Raw genomic sequence first — 17,059 nt, forward strand, 5'->3', positions numbered from 1 at the left:
CGACAGGCTAGCCGAGCAGCCAACGTAGGGCGACCACCGAGGCAACACCGCCAATCACCGCGACAAGGATCGGCATGCGCCATGCCAGGCCGAGCGTGATGACGGCTGCGAGCACCTCGGCCGGCCCCTGAAGCAAAACCGTTGGCGCAATGACGGCAATCAGGACCGACCCCGGCACAGCCTCCAATGCCGCCGCACCGCGGCCCTTCAACGACAGGCGCGCAACCATCCAGAAGCCCAAGACGCGGGTCAAATAGGTTGCCGCCGCCATGCCGGCAATCGCCGCGAAGGTCAACCAATCCAGTGTCATAACACGGTCTCCGGATGAGCCGGGCGTGGCGGCGGAAGAAGCAGGCCCACCAAGGCCCCGGCCAGCCCCCCCAGCAGGATGTACCACACACCCTCTATGAAACTGTAAGACAGGGACGCAGCAGCCGCGCTCGCCACCCAGGGCAGCAGGCTCCGCCAACTCACGTAGAAACTGCGCACGAGGCAAAGGAACACCGCGGCAAAGGCGAAATCGAAGCCATAGGCGGCGGGGTCGGGAATCCAGCTCCCTGCGCGATAGCCGAGCTGCGTGCTGGCCACCCAGCAGAGATAGAAAACGAACCCCACGGAGAAATAGAAACCGGGCGTCAGTCCGCGTTGCGCCCGCCGCTGAAGGGCAAGCGCCCAAACTTCGTCGGCCATAAAGAACAACGCCAGATGACTGCGCCAGCCGCCCCAGGAGCGGATCGCCGGAGCCAGGGCCGCGCCCATCAATACATGGCGCAGGTTGACGATGAAAACCGCCAGCACAAGCGTTGCAACCGCCGGAGGTGTCGTCCAGATTCCCGTCGCCACAAACTGTGCGCTGCCGGCAAAGACCAAACCGGACATCAGGCCGGTTTCCAAGGCGCTGAGTCCGGCTTGCTGGGCCAAAGTGCCCCAAAGCAGCGCAAAAGGGAGTACGCTGGCGATCAGCGGGAGGGCCACTGCCATGGCATCCCCGAATTCGCTTATCAACGGCTGCTGGTCCGGTTTCTTTTCCATAGGTCGGACAGTACCAATCTAAAAAAGGACAGAACTATTGTCCTTTTTGCATGTCCCCTCTGCAAGGAAAATGAGATTCTAAAGCGGTAGCGGCGAGACGCCCATAACCGTGCTATGCAGTGCCAGCAGCGCGGCATAGACCACCAATGACAGGAGGCTGCGCCACCAACCGATCCCGCGCCAGTCCATGGAACAACGCCCGGTCATCAGTGCAGCAAAGGGTATCAGACTGGTCGTCATGCGGATCGGACCCCAAGCAGCCCCCATCTCGGCCTCTCGCTTGCGGTCGATATGCAGCATGCCGCCCAGGGACAGCACAAGAACTCCCCCCATCAGCAGGATCGACGCGCCGTCGCCGTTTACAAGCAGATGAGCCAATGCCCAAAGACTGGTCCCCCAGAGGAAGGGGTGCCGGGTAATCCGCAGGATGCCACTGTTGAGAACCGTCGGGTCGGATACCTCGACGGCATCACCCCCTACCGCGGTGGCGCTCCGTGTCGTCAAACCGGTAACAACGAGAAAGACTGCCGGAACCATGATCAGGGCTGGTAGATGGAGGAGGAAACGCGGTGGCTCCCAAATCGGGTCGAAAGGGGCACTACGATAAGCCAGCAACAGCCATATGAAGGTGCTCGCGTGCAGGACGCTCGCCGCAGCCAGGAATCCGCTCTGCCCGAGGCGATCGACCAACAATCCACGCAAGGGCTGCGCCGAGAAGAGGAAGTGTCCCCCAACGAACGCAAGCGTTGCCAAAAATACCGACTCCAATGACCCTGTCATGATGGCTGGCATTATCAGCGGCGATCACGCTTGCGTCCAGGCTCTCGTCAAGCGCAATCGGGCGTGCTAGTAAGTGCTTATGAGCAATGACATCACAGAAAAGCAGGACGATCCCGTCGCTTGCACGATCCTCAGTCTGCTAGAGGCTGCCGCTCCTGGTGACAGCATCACACCGGGAGACGTCGCGCGTGCTTTCGCCGAGCCGCGTCGGCGACCGAAGGACCGGCCTGACCTCTGGCGGCGCTATTTGCCTGCCGTGGGGCAACAGGCGCTCCATTTGGCGCGTGAAGGGCGCATCGTCATTCTGCGCAAGGGCAAACCGGCCAACCCGAACAAACCGATCAAAGGATTGATCCGGCTTACCTTGCCTCGTCCCGATTTGATTGTACCGGAAGCCGATGCCCCCGCAGACGACGACGCCTAAAGGGCCGGATCGTCGAGGCCTGCGGCACGGTAGGCCGACGTAACGCAGTTTGCAAGCAACACCGCGATTGTCATGGGACCGACACCGCCCGGCACCGGCGTGATGGCCCCCGCGACCTCGGCTGCTTCGGAATAAGCCACATCGCCCACGAGACGGGTCTTGCCATCTGGCGTTTCTATGCGATTGATACCCACGTCGATAACCGTTGCTCCGGGCTTTACCCAGTCGCCCTTGATCATCTCGGGCCGCCCGACAGCGGCAATCAAAATATCAGCGTTGCGGCACTCCCCGGGCAAATCGGCTGTGCGCGAATGGGCTATCGTCACCGTGGCGTTGGCGCCCAAAAGAAGTTGAGCCATGGGCTTGCCCACAATATTGGAACGCCCGACCACGACGGCCCGCTTGCCCGACAGATCCTTTCCGAGCCTGTCCTGCAAAAGCAGCAGGCACCCCAGCGGCGTACAGGGAACCATCGGCTTGCCGGCTCCGGTCATCAAACGACCTGCGTTAACGACATTGAATCCGTCCACGTCTTTTGCCGGTTCGATCGAGCCAATGACGGCATTAGCGTCGATCTGCTTGGGTAGGGGAAGTTGAACCAGGATGCCGTGAACCTGGGGGTCGGCGTTCAGTTGGGCAACCAGTGCCAACAGATCGTCCTGCGTCGTCGTATCCGGCAGTTTATGCTCAAAAGACTGCATGCCTGCTTCAAGCGTTTGCTTGGCCTTGTTGCGCACATAAACCTGACTGGCAGGGTCTTCACCAACCAGCACAACCGCAAGTCCGGGCACGACACCCTTCTGGCTCTTTAATTCAGCGACCTTTTCGGCCACCCGTCCGCGAAGGCCGGCGGCAAAAGCTTTCCCGTCGATAACATTGCTACTGCTCATCTTTTCCCCGGTTTCATCTTTGGTTGTTCAATGCCTGCCTGGAAGGTAGTGCGCTTTGTTTGGCGCGCCTGTCCGAAAGCGTCTCTCACAAGAGCTATTCCGACACCGGCTGCTCTGCAAAGAAAGCTGTGGCAATCGTTTGGATATCTTTGATATCTCCTTGCACGCGCAGTGTCTTCTCGCGTGCAGATTGACCCGTAACAATCTCAATGGCGCGCTTGGGTTGCCGAAGAGTTTTCGCCAACAGCTTAATCAGCGCCGCATTGGCCTTTCCATCTTCCGGCGGCGCAGTGACTTTGATCTCCCACCAGACCTGACCCGCAGCATCCTCGCGTAATCCACCCAACGCCGTTTGCCGCGCGCCCGGCTGAAGCCTGACCCAGAGCATCACCCCGTCGGCGGTATCACGGTAGGGCTTTCTCACAAGGATACGAGCACGTTGAATAGAAGCCGTTGAAGGAAAATCAGGATCAAGATCAAGATGACCGGCGTGATATCGATCCCACCAAAAGCCGGGATGATGCGGCGAATCGGTTTTAGCGCTGGTTCAGTGATGCGCCAGAGAAAAACGCCTATCGAATTGACGAATTGATTCTGCCGGTTCAAGACATTGAACGCGACGAGCCAGGAAAGAATCGCGCTAGCAATAATCATCCAGATGTATATGTCGATCGCCATCAAAAGTACGCTGATCAGCGGATCTAGAACCACGCGCATGCCTTCTTCGCCTCCTTTTATCTCGGGGTCTGCAGCCCCGTCTAAAGCTAGCGAGCTAGAGAGATGGCGGCAAGGGTCGAGAAAGCGACTGGTGGCGTAATTCAGTTGCCTTTTGGGCCGTACCACCGGTTGCTCGCCGCCGGCCCCGCGATCCGCTTGACAGGCGCGTTGCGTCCCCCCATATTCGCCCGCGCCTCGCCCCCTCTCGTAAGAGAGCGGATGGCGGAGCCCACGCAAGGGGCCGTAGCTCAGTTGGGAGAGCGTCTCGTTCGCAATGAGAAGGTCAGGGGTTCGACTCCCCTCGGCTCCACCAATGATAACCCCCGGGTCGCCCCCGGGGGTTATCTTTTGCGGCGTTAGCCGGCTGCCTCATCGAAACCGCTCAGGACATTGACAGCATTGACGCCGATCTCCGCCACGGCATAACCGCCTTCCATGGCAAAGAGGGTCGGCAGCTTCAACGCCGCGATGGTCCGTCCAATATCCAGGTAGTCCGGGCTCTTGAGCTTAAACTGCGAAATCGGATCTTTCTCGAAGGTGTCCACGCCCAAGGATACAACCAGAGCATCGGCCCGGTAGTCCGAGATTACCTTGCACGCATCTTTCAAGGCAGCGGACCAAAGATCAAACCCGCTCCCCCACCGCAGTGGATAGTTGCGGTTGAACCCTTGTCCGCTCGCCTCTCCCAACTCATCCGCATACCCCAGAAAGTAGGGAAACTCCTGCAAAGGATCGCCGTGGATCGACAGGAAATACACGTCGGGGCGCTCATAGAAAATACTCTGTGTTCCGTTTCCATGGTGATAGTCCACGTCTAGGATCGCGACCCGCGCGGCGCCCTGATCGCGTAAGGCCTGCGCGGCAATAGCCGCATTGTTCAGGAAGCAGTACCCACCATAGTAGTCAGCAGCCGCGTGATGGCCCGGCGGCCGACAAAGGGAGAAAACGCTACGCGCGCCAGCATTCAGCACATCGACCCCTGTCAAGGCGACGTCCACGGCACTGATTGCCGCCTGCCAGGTGCCCGCCGTGATTGGTGAACCTGCATCAAACGAGTAATAGGAAAGCTTGCCGTCGATGGCCTCAGGCTCCCGCCCTCGAAATCCGCGGATTGGCCAGTTCAGGGGTAGTGCATCATGCGCGCGTCCGGTCGCGGTCCAAAGGGACCAAGCTTGTTCGAGAAAGGCCACATAGGCCGGAGCGTGAACCCTCTCGATTGCAGTTCTCGGATGTCGTGTTGGCGCGTCGACAGAGCCAAGACCCACTTCTCTAACCCTGGCCAACACGGTATCGGCCCGCGACGGCATTTCGACAGCGGGCTTCAATGTTCCATCGATCAGCTCAAGTCGCGCGTGATGCAGCCTGTGATCCTCGGAATAAATGGTTTTCATGGAGTCCTTGTCTCCCCGTCTCTAACCTCTAACCGTCTATGGCAACGCTAACATGACGCCGTGAACACCAAAAGACAGCGCTTGTCGTACAGGGTTAGAAAGCTCAGCCAAAGCCTTCTCAGTTCTTTTTGTATTTTTTAACAAGTCGCGTTTAGAATGACTGACCGATACAACAATAAGTGAACGGAAATGGTTGGGCCGCGTGCGTGCATTTGGATCGTCGAGGACGATCCCGACATCGTAGAACTGATCACGCATTTCCTTGGCCGTGAGGGTTTTTCCGTGCGTTCCTTCGCGCGCGGGCAAGCTCTGCTCTCCGCCATTATCGAGGGTTTGCCCGAGCTCTTTCTCATCGACCTGACCTTGCCCGATCTGGACGGCATCGAGCTGACCCGCAGAGTCCGTGCCAGTTGTGATCGGCCGGTTATCCTGGTTACGGGTCGCGGCGCGGTGAAAGATCGCGTCACCGGCCTCGACGCCGGCGCTGACGACTATATTGTAAAGCCCTTCGATCTCGCCGAGTTATCGGCCCGAATTCGCAGTAATTTGCGGCGCACCGAGGCGAGTGGGTCCAGCCTGCCGGATGAACAGCGTCTCGATGGCTTCACGCTCAATAGTCTAGTCGGCACCTTGAGTTTCAAGGACAACACGATCGACCTGACGGAAAAGGAAGCCGCGATCCTCGGCTACCTTGCAAATAACCCGAACCGGGTCATTCCAAGAGACGAGATGTATCTTTATCTAAGTGGTCGGAATTGGGATGGTGTCGATCGTAGTTTAGACGTTTATCTCTGCCGGATTCGTAACAAGATGCATGGCCTCAATCCACGTTACAACGGCATAAAGACGATCCGTGGCGTGGGCTACAAACTAACCAAATAGGGCATTATCGCCTGTATCGGATTGTTGATCTTCCGACCCCTGACTAATCTTTTCTCGCTCGGCGGCAAGCTGATGCCGGTGATACTCTTCCGCGACCTGAGGCGTTGGCAGCAGCAAGAAGATTTTCGTGCCCCTTCCTTCCTCGCTCTCAATCCAGCAATCGCCGCCTGACTGACGAACGAACCCAATTACCATGCTCAGGCCAAGACCGGTTCCACGACCGGCTTCCTTGGTCGTATAGAATGGGTCGAACGCCCTTTTGATAACCTCTTCGGTCATGCCGGTGCCCTGATCCGATACTTCCACCAGAACATACTCTCCCGGGATCAGGTTCGTTTCGCGCCCCTCCTGGCGTTTTTGTGTGGTCGCCTGCGCGCCGATCCGAATCTCGCCCCCCTGAGGCATCGCCTCGGCCGCGTTGAGTAACAGGTTCAGCATCACGCCCTTGAACTGTTCGCCATCGACAGCGACAAGCAAGTCCGGATCAGAATCCTCGACAATGATTTGCGCCTTTCCCTTGATCGCCGGTCGGGAGAATTCGATGCTGCGCTTGATCAGGTCGGCGATAGCAAAATCATCGATATCCAATTCCTGTTGGCGTGCGTAGGCCAAAAGCTGCCGACTGAGATTCGCTCCTTGTTTGGCTGCACTTAGGATGCGCGTAACCAGGCGGTTTCTGCGGGCCTCTTCATCCCCTGACATCCCCATTAGCTCGGCATTGCCATGGATCACCATCAGGAGGTTGTTAAACTCGTGAGCCACGCCGCCCGTCAGAATACTAAGAGATCGCGCCTTTTCCATCTCAGCCAGCATTTGCTGTGCCTTGCGGTCGGCAACCGAGCGCCGTAGGGCCTCGCGCCGCGAATCCCGTTCCGCCTCCAACAAAAGCAACAACATCTGATGGGCCTTGGCATCGGCTTCTGCCCGACGCTGCGCTTCCTGCCGTCCGCGTTTTTCCAACCGCAGCATCCGCGCTATGAGGCTGCTTTCCTTTCGAAGCGTGAGGAAAACCGCCAGAGTGAGCAAGCCGGCAACGCCGGAGGAAACATAGATGATGATCTTGATAATTTGGGTTTCAGAGCCGTGTATTCGACGGATCCAGTTCGTTTCCGTATAGAGTGTCGTTGAGATCGAACGAGCGAGCTGCTGCATCTCCGGCACTGCCATTTCGAGCTTCTCGACAAATGGTCGGGTCGTGCCGGTGCGCTCGTAATCCTGATAGAGCTCCTTTACTAGGCTCTGCAATCTACGAACCTGGCCTTGATCGTCAGGATCCAACTGCCCCAGGGCTGCACCGTAACGACCCTGTCCGGCAAGACTGACCCGACTGACAAGAATCTGAAAACGTAGACCCAGTTGGTCTTGCATTTCAGCAAACTTGGCCGGGTCGGCTTCCATCGCTTCATGCACGACGGCGGAAGTTTTGTAGACCTCTATCTCGATATTGTAGACCTGCCAGAGGGTCTCGTTGACACTGTCCTGTATCTCTACATTCTTCTTAAAGAACAAAAACAAGCTGAGCGGAATCGAACTGAGTAACAACACGCAAAGAAAGAGCATGATGTACTCGGTTATAATATTCCGTTGTTCTTTACCTTCTACCGGCTCCGTTACAGACATTGGCTTCACCTGACCGTAATGCGGTAAAGCTGCCAGACCCACAGGTCATGCACATCCGCCCGGTCGATCGCCGGATTATCATCCTGCGGGAAAACCAGCCACAACGGGCCTTTTTCGGAAACCGGCATCTCCGCGCCGTTGTGTTGGTAGGCTATCAACGGTTGATAGGGAAGGTAGCGCGGCAAATCCAAGGTGATGCTGTATTCGTTCAATGCCGTAAGCACCACCGACGTGCCCCGTGCCTTGACGGCCTGCAGCAAATTCACCAACCGAACACCTCGAAACTCCTGCACGCCGTCCGTCCAGGGAGTCATCGTCCGCACGATATCCGCTGGAAAGCTTTCCAGCATCGAGAGGTCGAAAACCGCGCGGTCGCCATCGTTTCCCTGGCCGATTGCGCCATCAATCTCCAGGATGGTATCACCGGTGGGCTTGGCGATTTGAGCAGCCGCATTACTGGGTCCAATGACGCTTGTGGTCATCAGTAAAATTGCCGCAAAAATCAGCATCCGCAGCGATGAACTGAAAGTGCCAATTGTTGCTCCAACGCCGCTACGCATCATGCCCCACCGGTCGGGATCGCTTGAGTCTGCACCGGATCGCTCCTGCCAAGGCAGGCTTCGACAACGTCCGATAGCTCCTTCATGCTGTAGGGCTTTGGAAGATAACAACAACCGGGTACTTCGCGGCGCGCTGATTCCACAACGCTGGCGCTGTATCCCGAAGTCAGGACGACGCGAATATCCTTCGCAATTCGCCGCGCCTCCATCGCCAATTCGGCGCCGGACAACCCGGGCATGACAATATCGCTGACCAGCACCTGAAAAGGTGGAACTTCACGCAATAGCTTGATTGCCGTTTCCGCGTCGTTGGCAACGGCTACTTCATGCCCCAAAGCCGTCAGAAGGTCTGAGACGGTTTCCGCAACTTCGACTTCGTCCTCCACCAGCAGAATACGAACGCCAGCTCTCTTCATGTGGCCCCCAAACCCCATCCGTAACACTATGACTCTACCTTCTACGACACCCAAACAAAAGTGTGGCCGGTAAGTGCATTAGCGGAATGGTTGATTATCGAATAGCCAACCATAGATAGCTTAACAAAATTTAACGGCAGAACTCTTTGCGTCGAGACAAAGCCATCGCATACTTACTTCGCAGTCATAGTATTGCTCTTCTTCACGTCGCCTGGGCGGGAACCCTCACCGGTTTCCGCCCAATTTTTTCCGCATCTAATCCGCGTCTAAAATGTCAAATTCGGCAACCAAGGGCGCATGGTAACTTTCTGGGCTTTGCCCGACGCACGCATAAGCGGATAGTTCGTCACCCAACGCCTCGTTATGCACTTCGATTGTGCTGAATGCATTCAGCAAGTTGCGCGACGCCAGTATATGATCCAGCATAGTTTTGCGCCCCGCATGAATGACGCTAAATCTGCGCCAATCGGGAAGAACGCGTTCCAATGGCGTCAGGACCTTGCCGGACAAAGCCCCATTGCCCGTATCATCGAGATCCGCACGCAGAATCCTTAAGGGTACTTCTTCGCTCTCCGCATTGAGGTCGCCACAAACAGCCACTAGAGCATCGGGATCGGCAGACAGCACCTCCTCAACGAAAAGCCGAGCCTCCAACGCCTGACCGTTACGCTTCATGCTGGCAAGAAAGAACCCTTCGGCCCAACCTGAAACACTGCTCCAGGAAAAACTGCCGCTCTTCTCGCCGGGCAACGCTGCCGCCAGAGGCGCGCGCAGGTGCAAATTCACAACCCAGAGCCGCTGCATCGTGGGGAATTCGATCAAGCCGGCAAGCAAGGGCCGATCCCAGCCCACAGCCTTGGCCCCAGCGTCCGGCTCTACACGTGTCTGATATAGCGGCGGCTCCAACAGCTCTTCCTTTATCTGTCGGCGCTCCAGGAACGGCCATCGGCTGATGATCACGAGGTTGTGCTTATCTAGCAAAGACCCATCATCATGGGCCGTAACCAACCGGTGAAAGTTCTGGTAGGGGCTATCTGCGAGAAGCTGATTGAGCGCATCCAGGCTACGCGGATCAGCCGACAGGATACGTTGGGCATTGACCTCCTGGAAGCACAGCACGTCTGCATTCAAACGCGCCAACTGCGGACGCAAGACCGAGAAGCGCGCCTCCACCGGCGCGGAAGCCTTGGGCCCACTATCCAGGTTCTCCAAATTAAAGGTCGCCAACCTGACTTTCATGGACAGCCCGCTTTCCTTTGAAAAGGCAGCTACCGCAAGGCGAAGGTCTTCTTGGCTGTAAGGGCCTTGGCAGCCTCGACATCGCTGCGATCACGTACGTGACGCATCATCATGGTTTCTACCCGTCCCATGAAGTAGAAGATCGCGTAGGACGAGGCCAGGTAAACAATCCCGACGAAGAACAGTGGTTCGTAAATTCGATAAGAATAAGACTGCGCCGCACGCGCAACCCCGAAAAGGTCCATGACGGTAACGAGGCTAATAATCACCACGGCCTGGAACAGGAACACCACTTCGTTTGTGTAGGCCGGGAAACCAATACGAATCGCCTTGGGGAAAATAATCCGGCGGAAGCGCTTCATGGACGACATGCCAATGACCTTCGCCGCTTCAACTTCGCCAAATGGCACTGCTTGAATGGCGCCGCGGAAGATTTCCGCGGTGTAAGCCGTCGTATTCAGCAAATAAACCAGCAGACTGACGTAGAGAGGCTCCCTGAAGAACCACCAGATGCCCATGTCCTGGAGTTCGGGCCGAAACTGCCCCGAGCCATAATAGAACAGATAAAGTTGCACGATCAGCGGCGTACCGCGAAAAAAGAACATGTACGCAAAGGTGGGCACGCGGATCAGCGGGTTGCGCGACAGACGCATGACTGCGACCGGTATGGCAATGAAAAACCCGACAAGCAGCGTCGAGAATGTCACGCCCAGCGTGACCATGAATCCTCTGGAATAACGGCCCAGATACTCATAGGTCAGCGGACCCCAGCCGGAATAATCTCCCCAATCGATCATCGGCAGCCAGGAGATATCGGGCATTACTCTCTCCTCACGCCGCGGTTGGCCCAAACCTCGGCCCAGTGCTGCAAGCGGATCGAAAGCACCGTAATCGCGAGGTAGAGAAAGGCTGCCGTGATAAAGAACAAGAACGGTTGGCGGGTCGAACGCCCATGCACATCGGCCATGCGCATCAACTCATCAAGCTGCACAACCGACATCAGTGCGGTGGCCTTGACAAGCACCAGCCAGACGTTACCGATCCCTGGCAGCGCAAAGCGCCATACCTGGGGCAGCATAATTCGCCAGAACGTCTTGATACGGTGCATGCCGATCGCGTGCGCGGCCTCCACCTGCCCCTTGTCGAGGGACTGGAAGGCGCCGCGGAAAACCTCTGTCATAAAGGCCCCGTAGACGGTCCCCAGGGTCAAGGTTCCGGTGACGAAGGGATTGAGGTCGATGCGAATATCCTCGCCGGTCAGGGCGGTGATGCTGTCTTGGATTCCCTGCGTTACACCGTAATACACGACGATGATCAGCACCAATTCCGGTACACCGCGCACGATTACCGTGTAAGCGCTACCGACGGTGTTGGCCAGTTTGCTGTTGGATAGTTTTGCCCAAGCACCCAGCAGCCCCAGCAGAACAGCCAAGGGGAGCGCCGAGAACGCCGTCATGAGGGTGATCCTCAAGCCCTCCATCAACTGATCGGCACGGCTGCGATAGAACAGGTCTATCGACTCCCATAACGGGCCAATCAATGGCAGGGAAAGGACGAATTCCTCCATGGCTCCTGCTTAATCTCCCAGATTACGGCGTGGCGCCCAGGCAGGATGATGCCTCTTGAACGCCGGAAATAGTGGAGGCGGGCTCGCAGTGGCTGCAATACCCGCCTCCGAACGTTACTTCATACGTCAGCTCTCGGCGCCATAGACGTCGAAATCAAAGTACTTCTCGTTGATCTTTTGATAGATGCCCTTGGCGCGTATGTCGGAAATGGCCTCGTTCAGGCATTCTCTCAGTTTGTCTTCACCCTTGCGAACGGCAATACCAGCGCCTTCGCCATGGAACTTCGGATCGTTGTAGTCAGGCCCCACGAACTGGAAGCCCTCACCATCGGGGGTTTCAAGAAAACCGTCCAACAGAGCCACGGAGTCCGCCATCACCAAGTCCAGGCGACCGGAAGCTAGGTCCGCGTTGGCCTCTTCCTGAGTGCCGTAGTTACGTACTTCGGCCTTTGGGAAAGTGGCGCGCAGGAAATCCTCGTGGATGGTGGCACGTTGCACACCGACGACCTTCCCGGCCAACCCGTCCGGAGAAATATCGAAGTTGGAGTCCTTGGCCGCCACAAATTTGGCCGGCGTGTTGTAGTACTTGCCGGTGAAGTCGACGACTTCCATACGTTTTGGGGTAATCGACATCGACGCAATGATCGCATCGTACTTCTTGGCCTGAAGCCCCGGAATGATGCCATCCCAATCCTGGGTGATGAAGGTGCAGTTCAACCCTGCCGACTCACACAAGGCGTTGGAAATGTCTATATCAAAGCCGACCAGATTACCGGCATCGTCAATTGAGTTGAACGGAGGGTAGGCGCCTTCGGTGCCTACACGCACATCCATCCCTTGGCATGCCCCTGCGATTGCCTGCCCTGCAACAGTCATTGCCGCCAACGCGGCCACGCTTGCAACTGCGATTTTCTTCATGGCTTTTTTTTCCTCCGTGATGGTTCGCAGTCAAAGTGCCACCCTAACCATTAGAGATGGCTGGATAAAAACTGACGAAAACGCTCGGTCTTCGGTTCCGTGAACATCTGACCGGGCGCGCCTTCCTCCTCCACCCGTCCTTGGTGGAGAAAAATAACCTTGTTGGAGACCTCCCGCGCAAACCCCATTTCGTGGGTTACCACGATCATGGTCCGCCCTTCCTCGGCGAGTTGCCGCATCACGCGCAGCACCTCTCCAACTAACTCAGGATCCAATGCCGAGGTCGGTTCGTCGAACAGCATCACCTCCGGTTCCATCGCCAAAGCTCTGGCTATTGCGGCACGCTGCTGTTGGCCGCCGGAAAGGTGCGCGGGGTAATAGTCAAGCTTGTCGGAAAGGCCAACTTTGTTCAGAACTTCCTTGGCGGTCTCGATTGCCTCGGGCTTGGATTTACCCAATACCTGGACCGGCCCCTCGATCACGTTTTGAAGCACGGTCATATGTGTCCAGAGGTTGAAGCTCTGGAACACGAAGCCAAGCTTCGAGCGAATGCGGTCAACCTGTTTGGAGTCGGCTGCGATCGGCCGACCTCTCCGGTCCAGGCCCATGCGAATTTCTTCGCCGCCTACGACGACGCGTCCTTGCTCCGGTGTCTCCAGAAGATTGATGCAGCGCAGGAACGTGGATTTACCGGACCCACTGGACCCAAGCATGGAAATCACGTCACCTTGGTTGGCGGTGACGTCAATTCCTTTCAATACTTCCAGATCACCGAAACGCTTATGGACGTCTTCGACAATCAATGCCGGCTGGCCATTCGCCATGCCTATGTACGGCCTCCCTGTGGCCTGTAGTTTTTGTTTTATAGTTGAAACTTAGACGGCTCAGCACGGCCTTGCAAAAGGAATTTAATCCTTTTCGCCGCGCCCAAGGATCTGATCGACCCGACGGCGTTCCTCATCACTAAGAGGCAAAGGCGCACAAGCGCTGGCCACTGGCCGATGGCCTCGAAGATATACCCATACGCTCAGGCCGCCCAACAGCAACAAGACCAAGGGACCAAACCATAACACGTAGGTGCTCGGCTTGACTGGCGGCCTCAACAGCACGTAATCACCATACCGAGCGACCAGGAAGTCCCGCACCTCGCCGTTGCTGTCGCCAGCTACGATACGCTCTCGGATCATGATCCGCAGATCGCGCGCCAAGTCGGCGTTGGAAGAATCGATGTCTTGATTCTGGCACACCACGCAGCGAATGGATTTTGATATTTCGCGCGCGCGAGCCTCTTGCTGGGGATCGGAAAGCATTTCTCCCGGTTCCACCGCAAAAGCCGCGCCGCTGATAGACGCCGTTATCAGCAGCAGAGCGAGGGCAACGCCCTTCATCCGCCGATTTCCCGAACGATTGGCAAGATCTTCTTGGCGATATCGGCCTCAACCAACGGGCCTATATGCTGGTAACGAATCGTCCCGTCGCCATCAATAATGAAGGTCTCGGGAATTCCGGAAATTCCCCAGTCGATCGCAACTCGCCCTTCCAGATCGCCACCGACAGCGCGATAGGGGTTGCCCAGGTCCGACAGCCATGCGGCTGCTTCCTCCGGCTTATCCTTCCAGTTGAATCCGTAGACCGCCAAGCCCTCGCGCTCGGCCAGTCGCGTGATCACCACATGCTCGGCACGACAAGGAATGCACCAGGAGGCGAATATATTGACCAGCTTCACCCCTTCTCCACGCAGGTCGTTTGAGGAGAACCCGGGTTTGCCGGTGCCCTCGACCGGCGGCAGAACGAACTCGGGAATGGGCTTATTGATCAAGGCCGAGCGGACCTGGCCGACATCCCGGTCAGCGAGCAACCCCCAGGCAAATATGCTCAGCAAAGCACCAAAAACGACCGGCGGAGCGATTAAGAGGATACGACGTAAGAGCATGATTCTTTCCCTTAAGCGCCCGAGGGGGCCGATCTGATGGCCTTCTTAGATCGACTGGGCGCGCCGACGCGCAACCGGCGATCGGAAAGCGATACTAGCCCGCCCGCGACCATGATCAACGCCCCAGCCCAAATCCAGGGCACCAATGGCTCGTGATAGAGGCGCACCGTCCAGCCGCCCTTGCCGTCAGGATCGCCCAGAACGCTATAAAGATCGGCCAGTCCGGTCGTATGAATTCCCGCCTCGGTCGTCTGGCGGTTGCCCACATCGTAAATGCGCCGCTGGGGGAACAAGTCAGCGACCTTCGCGCCGTCACGTGTCACCCGAAAGCGCCCTTGTTCGGCGCTATAATTCTTGCCGCGGACCGGCGTAACCCCGACAAACTCGTAGCTGTAACTACCAAGTGTCACGCTTTCCGCTGGGTAAAGGATGCGAATTTCCTCAAGTTTCCAGGCAGAGGACGCAACCATCCCGGCAATCGCTATCGCCAAGCCCGCATGCGCTAGCGTCATTCCATAAGAAGAGCGCGGCAAGTTCACGGCACGCCGCCAACTGGTTCCAAAAGACGCTCGGAATAACTGCACACGCTCGGCCCATTCCGTCAGGGTGCTAAAGAATAGCCAGGCGGCCACGGCCATTCCAGCCACGGCCATGACGGGCCCTTGGCTGTAGAGGTACAACGTGAAAAGCGAGACGATGCCGGTCAGGAGCAATGCCATCTTCAAACGCCCCAAGACCCCGGCGAGATCCGCACGCTTCCAGGCGAGCAACGGCCCCAGCCCCATAAGGAGAACCAGAGGGGTCATGATTGGCACGAAGGTTGCCTCGAAGAAAGGCGCACCGACCGAAACCTTGTCCCCTGTGACCGCCTCGAGCAACAGCGGATAGAGCGTGCCCAGTAAGACTGTGCCGCAAGCCGTCACCAGCAATAGATTGTTGAGGACCAACCCGCCTTCGCGGCTGACCGGGGCGAAAAGACCGCCGCTTTTGAGGTCAGGCGCCCGCCAGGCAAAAAGTGTCAATGATCCGCCGATGGCTATCGCCAGCAGCAGGAGAATGAAAAGCCCGCGCGCCGGGTCGGTAGCAAAAGCATGCACCGATGTCAGCAACCCCGACCGCACAATGAAGGTGCCAATAAGGCTCAACGAGAACGTGAGGATGGCAAGAAGGATCGTCCAGACTCTAAGAGCCCCGCGCTTTTCCACGACTACGGCGGAGTGCAGGAGGGCCGTTCCCATCAACCAGGGCATGAAGGAAGCATTCTCGACAGGGTCCCAAAACCACCAGCCACCCCAACCGAGTTCGTAGTAGGCCCACCAGGACCCCAGCGCGATGCCGCCCGTCAGGAACATCCAGGCCGCCAACGTCCAAGGACGGACCCAACGCGCCCACGCCGCATCCACGCGACCTTCTATCAGCGCGGCGACGGCAAAGGCAAAGGCAATGGAAAATCCGACGTAGCCCAAATAGAGCATTGGCGGATGGAAGGCCAATCCCGGATCCTGCAGCAGTGGATTGAGGTCGCGTCCGTTAAGCGGTGGTGGGAACACCCGGGCGAAAGGATTGGAGGTAAAAATCGAAAAGGCCAGGAATCCAACGGCGATCATGGCCTGAACCGAGAGTACCCGGGCCTTTAAACCATCCGGCAGATTACCGCCGAAGGCCGCGACGGACGCACCGAACAACGCCAGTATCAAGACCCACAGCAGCATGGAGCCTTCATGGTTTCCCCAAACGCCTGAGATTTTGTAAAGCAGCGGCTTGGCCGAATGCGAATTCTCCACGACATTCAAAACCGTGAAATCGGAAACCACATAGGCTTGGGTCAAGGCGCCAAAGGCGATGATGAGGAGCAGTAGCTGCGCCAAGGCCGCTGGTCCGGCAAAGGCCACGAGATTAGGTTTTCCGCGCTGCGCTCCATAGAGCGGCAGCACCGCTTGCAGCAGTGCAACCACCAACGCCATGATGAGCGCGAAATGTCCAATCTCGGGGATCATTGGGTCGCGCTTTCCTCACCTTTCCAATGCCCGCCTTCTTTCAAGGCGTCGGCAACTTCCTTGGGCATATAGTTCTCGTCGTGCTTTGCCAGAACTTCATCGGCCGCGAACTGTCCACTCGGGCTCATGCGACCCTCGACAATCACGCCCTGCCCCTCCCGGAATAGATCGGGCAGGATGCCCCGGTAATCGACCTGGATGCTGGCCTGTCCGTCCGTGATCCGAAAGGTGACTTCGGCATTCCCGTCGCTCTTGACCACTGACCCCGGCTCAACCAGCCCGCCAAGTCGGATGGCGCGCTCAAGATTGACCGATCCGCTCGCGAGATCACTGGGACTGCGGAAGAACATCATATTCTCCTGCAGCGCCAACAGTACCAAGGCAGTGGCGCCGAACAGCGCGCTCAGACCGAGCGCGCCAAACATCAGGCGCCGATTTTTACGCGTCATTCCTGCGTCTCTTCGTTCTGATTCAAGATCTGATCGGAATCGCTGGCTTTCCGACCTCGGACAGCGCGACTGTTGCGCGGCAAACGCGCCTCAAGTTGGCGCAGCTTCCGTTCACCCGCTTTCTGCTCTTTCAGGCTGATGACCAGCAGACCGATCATCACCGCTGCGGTAATCAGCAACGCAGCCCAGATGAATACGGCATAGCCACCCATTCTTTACACGCTCCCACAGTAGATCACTGCCT

General features: G+C 57.5%; 22 protein-coding genes and 1 tRNA gene. 3 read left to right on the forward strand and 20 right to left on the reverse strand.

The window, feature by feature from the left end:
- Positions 1-7: 7 nt before the first annotated feature.
- The 3 genes from ABIE63_RS13985 to ABIE63_RS13995 form a co-directional block, all read right to left on the reverse strand.
- Positions 8-310 (reverse strand): AzlD family protein, encoded by a 303-nt coding sequence (locus ABIE63_RS13985; RefSeq protein ID WP_183417187.1) that lies wholly within the window; start codon positions 308-310, stop codon positions 8-10.
- Positions 307-981 carry an AzlC family ABC transporter permease gene (locus tag ABIE63_RS13990; RefSeq protein WP_354505110.1) on the reverse strand — a complete coding sequence of 225 codons (675 nt, stop codon included), beginning with the start codon at positions 979-981 and terminating at the stop codon, positions 307-309. Before ABIE63_RS13990 ends, ABIE63_RS13985 begins: the two co-directional genes overlap by 4 nt.
- Before the next feature lie 129 nt (positions 982-1,110).
- Positions 1,111-1,824 carry an NnrU family protein gene (locus ABIE63_RS13995; protein WP_354505112.1) on the reverse strand — a complete coding sequence of 238 codons (714 nt, stop codon included), beginning with the start codon at positions 1,822-1,824 and terminating at the stop codon, positions 1,111-1,113.
- A gap of 67 nt (positions 1,825-1,891) precedes the next feature.
- Between ABIE63_RS13995 and ABIE63_RS14000 the strand changes: the two genes are divergently transcribed.
- Complete coding sequence (locus ABIE63_RS14000; RefSeq protein WP_183417190.1) at positions 1,892-2,236, forward strand: DUF3253 domain-containing protein; 345 nt, start codon at positions 1,892-1,894, stop codon at positions 2,234-2,236.
- On the opposite strand, the gene folD is transcribed toward ABIE63_RS14000, so the two are convergent.
- The 3 genes from folD to ABIE63_RS14015 form a co-directional block, all read right to left on the reverse strand.
- Positions 2,233-3,126, reverse strand: coding sequence for a bifunctional methylenetetrahydrofolate dehydrogenase/methenyltetrahydrofolate cyclohydrolase FolD (folD, locus tag ABIE63_RS14005; RefSeq protein ID WP_354505114.1), 894 nt, complete (start codon positions 3,124-3,126; stop codon positions 2,233-2,235). The two genes, ABIE63_RS14000 and folD, sit on opposite strands and share 4 nt — an antisense overlap.
- Before the next feature lie 94 nt (positions 3,127-3,220).
- Positions 3,221-3,550: a DUF167 domain-containing protein gene (locus ABIE63_RS14010; protein ID WP_354505116.1), complete on the reverse strand. Its 330-nt coding sequence runs from the start codon at positions 3,548-3,550 to the stop codon at positions 3,221-3,223.
- Positions 3,547-3,843, reverse strand: coding sequence for a YggT family protein (locus ABIE63_RS14015; RefSeq protein WP_183417192.1), 297 nt, complete (start codon positions 3,841-3,843; stop codon positions 3,547-3,549). Before ABIE63_RS14015 ends, ABIE63_RS14010 begins: the two co-directional genes overlap by 4 nt.
- A gap of 237 nt (positions 3,844-4,080) precedes the next feature.
- Here ABIE63_RS14015 and ABIE63_RS14020 point away from each other — a divergent pair.
- A tRNA-Ala gene (locus tag ABIE63_RS14020) sits at positions 4,081-4,156 on the forward strand.
- 43 nt (positions 4,157-4,199) lie between these two features.
- Here the strand turns inward: ABIE63_RS14020 and ABIE63_RS14025 are convergent.
- Entirely contained in the window at positions 4,200-5,234 is a 1,035-nt protein-coding gene (locus tag ABIE63_RS14025) for a histone deacetylase family protein (RefSeq protein WP_354505119.1), read from the reverse strand.
- Between the two features lie 189 nt (positions 5,235-5,423).
- Here ABIE63_RS14025 and ABIE63_RS14030 point away from each other — a divergent pair, with 189 nt between their 5' ends.
- Positions 5,424-6,116 (forward strand): response regulator transcription factor, encoded by a 693-nt coding sequence (locus ABIE63_RS14030; RefSeq protein ID WP_354505121.1) that lies wholly within the window; start codon positions 5,424-5,426, stop codon positions 6,114-6,116.
- Here the strand turns inward: ABIE63_RS14030 and ABIE63_RS14035 are convergent.
- From ABIE63_RS14035 to ccmD, 13 genes are all read right to left on the reverse strand, one after another.
- Positions 6,105-7,736: an ATP-binding protein gene (locus ABIE63_RS14035; RefSeq protein WP_354505123.1), complete on the reverse strand. Its 1,632-nt coding sequence runs from the start codon at positions 7,734-7,736 to the stop codon at positions 6,105-6,107. The two genes, ABIE63_RS14030 and ABIE63_RS14035, sit on opposite strands and share 12 nt — an antisense overlap.
- A 5-nt stretch (positions 7,737-7,741) precedes the next feature.
- Positions 7,742-8,218, reverse strand: a complete 477-nt coding sequence (locus tag ABIE63_RS14040) for a molybdopterin-dependent oxidoreductase (RefSeq protein ID WP_354505125.1) — start codon at positions 8,216-8,218, stop codon at positions 7,742-7,744.
- 77 nt (positions 8,219-8,295) lie between these two features.
- A complete protein-coding gene (locus ABIE63_RS14045; protein ID WP_183417197.1) occupies positions 8,296-8,712 on the reverse strand; it encodes a response regulator in 417 nt (138 codons plus the stop codon).
- 255 nt (positions 8,713-8,967) lie between these two features.
- Complete coding sequence (locus tag ABIE63_RS14050; protein WP_354505128.1) at positions 8,968-9,951, reverse strand: endonuclease/exonuclease/phosphatase family protein; 984 nt, start codon at positions 9,949-9,951, stop codon at positions 8,968-8,970.
- Between the two features lie 29 nt (positions 9,952-9,980).
- The gene (locus tag ABIE63_RS14055) at positions 9,981-10,772 is read right to left on the reverse strand and encodes an ABC transporter permease subunit (protein WP_354505130.1); all 792 of its coding nucleotides are present in this window, start codon (positions 10,770-10,772) and stop codon (positions 9,981-9,983) included.
- A complete protein-coding gene (locus tag ABIE63_RS14060) occupies positions 10,772-11,518 on the reverse strand; it encodes an ABC transporter permease (protein ID WP_183417200.1) in 747 nt (248 codons plus the stop codon). The genes ABIE63_RS14055 and ABIE63_RS14060 overlap by 1 nt, the downstream gene beginning before the upstream one ends.
- 126 nt (positions 11,519-11,644) lie before the next feature.
- A complete protein-coding gene (locus ABIE63_RS14065) occupies positions 11,645-12,436 on the reverse strand; it encodes an ABC transporter substrate-binding protein (RefSeq protein ID WP_183417201.1) in 792 nt (263 codons plus the stop codon).
- Between the two features lie 50 nt (positions 12,437-12,486).
- A complete protein-coding gene (locus tag ABIE63_RS14070; protein WP_183417202.1) occupies positions 12,487-13,260 on the reverse strand; it encodes an ABC transporter ATP-binding protein in 774 nt (257 codons plus the stop codon).
- Positions 13,261-13,344: 84 nt separating this feature from the next.
- The gene (locus ABIE63_RS14075; RefSeq protein WP_354505133.1) at positions 13,345-13,824 is read right to left on the reverse strand and encodes a cytochrome c-type biogenesis protein; all 480 of its coding nucleotides are present in this window, start codon (positions 13,822-13,824) and stop codon (positions 13,345-13,347) included.
- Positions 13,821-14,369: a DsbE family thiol:disulfide interchange protein gene (locus ABIE63_RS14080; protein WP_183417204.1), complete on the reverse strand. Its 549-nt coding sequence runs from the start codon at positions 14,367-14,369 to the stop codon at positions 13,821-13,823. Before ABIE63_RS14080 ends, ABIE63_RS14075 begins: the two co-directional genes overlap by 4 nt.
- An 11-nt stretch (positions 14,370-14,380) precedes the next feature.
- Positions 14,381-16,366, reverse strand: coding sequence for a heme lyase CcmF/NrfE family subunit (locus ABIE63_RS14085; RefSeq protein ID WP_354505135.1), 1,986 nt, complete (start codon positions 16,364-16,366; stop codon positions 14,381-14,383).
- The gene (ccmE, locus tag ABIE63_RS14090) at positions 16,363-16,815 is read right to left on the reverse strand and encodes a cytochrome c maturation protein CcmE (RefSeq protein ID WP_183417206.1); all 453 of its coding nucleotides are present in this window, start codon (positions 16,813-16,815) and stop codon (positions 16,363-16,365) included. Before ccmE ends, ABIE63_RS14085 begins: the two co-directional genes overlap by 4 nt.
- Complete coding sequence (gene ccmD / locus ABIE63_RS14095) at positions 16,812-17,027, reverse strand: heme exporter protein CcmD (RefSeq protein WP_354505138.1); 216 nt, start codon at positions 17,025-17,027, stop codon at positions 16,812-16,814. The genes ccmE and ccmD overlap by 4 nt, the downstream gene beginning before the upstream one ends.
- Positions 17,028-17,059 lie beyond the last annotated feature (32 nt).

Origin of the sequence: Limibacillus sp. MBR-115, from assembly GCF_040549425.1 — a bacterium.
In the GTDB taxonomy this organism is placed as follows: domain Bacteria; phylum Pseudomonadota; class Alphaproteobacteria; order Kiloniellales; family CECT-8803; genus Limibacillus; species Limibacillus halophilus.